Source organism: Bacillus hominis (assembly GCF_018332515.1).
In the GTDB taxonomy this organism is placed as follows: domain Bacteria; phylum Bacillota; class Bacilli; order Bacillales; family Bacillaceae_G; genus Bacillus_A; species Bacillus_A hominis.
In genome coordinates this window covers 1-2391 of the sequence record NZ_BOQD01000361.1, presented here as the reverse complement: position 1 = coordinate 2391, position 2391 = coordinate 1, and the positions used below count along the sequence as shown (strand labels likewise).

3 protein-coding genes and 1 pseudogene are annotated in these 2391 nt (G+C 34.4%); 3 read left to right on the top strand and 1 reads right to left on the bottom strand.

The features are described from left to right. The first annotated feature begins 77 nt into the window (after positions 1 to 77). Both KI356_RS24760 and KI356_RS24755 read left to right on the top strand, forming a co-directional pair. Positions 78 to 650 (top strand): cupin domain-containing protein, encoded by a 573-nt coding sequence (locus KI356_RS24760; RefSeq protein WP_212936758.1) that lies wholly within the window; start codon positions 78 to 80, stop codon positions 648 to 650. 549 nt (positions 651 to 1199) lie between these two features. Beyond that, the gene (locus KI356_RS24755) at positions 1200 to 1397 is read left to right on the top strand and encodes a YolD-like family protein (RefSeq protein ID WP_128280575.1); all 198 of its coding nucleotides are present in this window, start codon (positions 1200 to 1202) and stop codon (positions 1395 to 1397) included. Between the two features lie 166 nt (positions 1398 to 1563). Here KI356_RS24755 and KI356_RS28330 read toward each other — a convergent pair. After that, positions 1564 to 1796, bottom strand: a pseudogene (locus KI356_RS28330) (hypothetical protein); the annotation flags it as partial. Positions 1797 to 2005: 209 nt separating this feature from the next. Between KI356_RS28330 and KI356_RS24750 the strand changes: the two are divergent. After that, positions 2006 to 2329: a hypothetical protein gene (locus KI356_RS24750; RefSeq protein WP_002146752.1), complete on the top strand. Its 324-nt coding sequence runs from the start codon at positions 2006 to 2008 to the stop codon at positions 2327 to 2329. The last annotated feature ends 62 nt before the right edge of the window (positions 2330 to 2391 follow it).

Here is a 2391-nt window from a genome sequence, read left to right as displayed (position 1 = left end):
TCTTATTCTGCATTCCTATAAATAGACAACAGCATAGGATAAAAGGTAAATGATAAAATCATGAGAGGAGCTTGGATATGCAACATAATCCACGTTTTTACTATCAATGTCAAAACTCAATGGATAGCATCTGGAATAACAATAATTGGATTTATGATTGGAATCCTTATTATTACAGTAACAACAATAACTCCTGGAATCACAACCGGAATCCTTATTGTGAAAACATTAGATTAACAGATTATGGAGCTAGACCATTTGTATTGAATATTAACCAGGCCACTAAACAAAACCATACTTACCGCACCGCTTTATGGACAGGAAAAAACTTACAAGTAACTTTAATAAGTATTAATGTTGGAGATGACATAGGTTTAGAAGTACACCCTACAACTGATCAATTCATACGTATTGAAGAAGGACAGGGACTTGTTCAAATGGGTGATAACAAAGATAAATTAGATTTTCAAGAAATGGCCTATGATGACTATGCAATTATGATACCTGCTGGAAAATGGCATAATGTAATCAATACGGGGAATAAACAACTTAAAATTTACTCTATATATGCACCTCCAGAGCATCCGTATGGTACAGTTCATGAAACAAAAGCAATTGCCATGTCTACTGAAGCAAGTCGGTATTACTAATAAGAAATTATCTTTGTCTTAAACTAAATTATTGTTCAAATACTCTACAAACCTAAAAAGATCACAATAAACCTTGGTCATAGAGCGCCTTAAAAAGCGCTCTTTTTATTTAAATAACTATTTTGTTCACATTATTCCGAGACATTTATATACTGTGGTATACGATATGCGATAGCATTTACACGGCTCTCTTAAAGGGCTTTTTTTATTTTTATTTGGTATCAAATAACGCTTTTATATGAAAGTCGTACACATTTTTGACACATCAACCATCACAATTACTTGAAAACTCGTGATAATATTAAGTCGTCGAATACGCCAAATTTCGACACCGTACAACAATAATATCTCTCCTATAAAATCCCTGTCCCCGCAGGGATTTTCTCTTTTATTCATTACTTTTTGTTGCACTGAATTCCCAGCCTGAATAAAATAACTTAACATGGTAAAATATTATTTGGATGGGAGTCCAATACATATTATTAAAATTAAGTTGGTTCAAGTCGGAGGAAGGCACCTTAGGGTGTCTTTTTTTACGGTAAGGCATTAATGTTTTCTATGTCTCGATTAGTGAATAATTTCACATTTTGTAATAACATCAAAAGCTTTTATCATGAAGACGGTTATTTACTCACTAGCTATATGACTATTGTTGATATTGATCTGCTAAATAGTGCTGTGATATGCACGGATTCTTTTTATAACAAGATGAAACTACAGTTTTCAAATATAATCGACGTAAAATAAAATTCACCCAACAAAAAAGAAAAGGAGAAACCTCCTCTTTTCTTTTTAATTTAAACTTAGAACTAAGTGTAGCCTTGAAATAAAATTTGATTAAATTAACTTAATAAACTTTGATAAAAGAGCAAATAAAAAAAGCGTGGTTCGAAAAAAGATTGTTCAAAACACGTTATTTCATTAAGCAGCTTCTTGGGCAGGGGTCCGGTATTGTACCGGGCTCATGCCTTTTAGTTTTGCCTTTGCTTTTGTGTATTTTATATTGTGGATCCATTGACAGTTACTTTTGCGTCTATAGTAAATCCTAATCCTGCATCTACAGATGCTTACAACATTATTATCCTGCCAATATGGAGAATCATAGAAACATAGGTTGTCCACTTTAGACACGACACGTTTTCCTATATTTAAATTGTTTCGTTCCCATCGACTGCAAAATGAACGAATACGTTTCTCCCTGTCTCACCAGATTTCTTGGATTTAAAGCCATTTTCCCTTTTAGGGTGATATAGTCTTAAGATCTTGTTAAACCTGTGCAATTACGGTTGGAATTTCATTCTGTTTGACACATATCCCCAGGTTATCTGGACATGATAAAAGATGAGGTGACTGACATGAAGGATAAAATATTAGAATTAGTACCAGGATCGGTAAAAAAATTACTCCAGAAAAAAGTTAAAGATGGAAACCGATGCATCATTGATTTGGTTGTGGATGATGCAACTGCTTATGGATTTGAACCGGAGCAAGTAGTCCCCTGTATCATGGCGGGTTATTATGTTTATGAATCCACCACCTATCCCAGTGAAATGGAGGAAGAATGGAAGCTGAACTTGGTTTTTCATGCGGCCAATCGCTCGGCAATGAAGCTTCTGTCTTATGGGAAGTATAAAGCGAAACAATCTGAAAGTGGATGGATGAGATATACAAATCCATAAGGTTTACTTAACATACACTAACTAGCTTGGTGAGCATGAGGCACCGTCACATGCCCATCAAC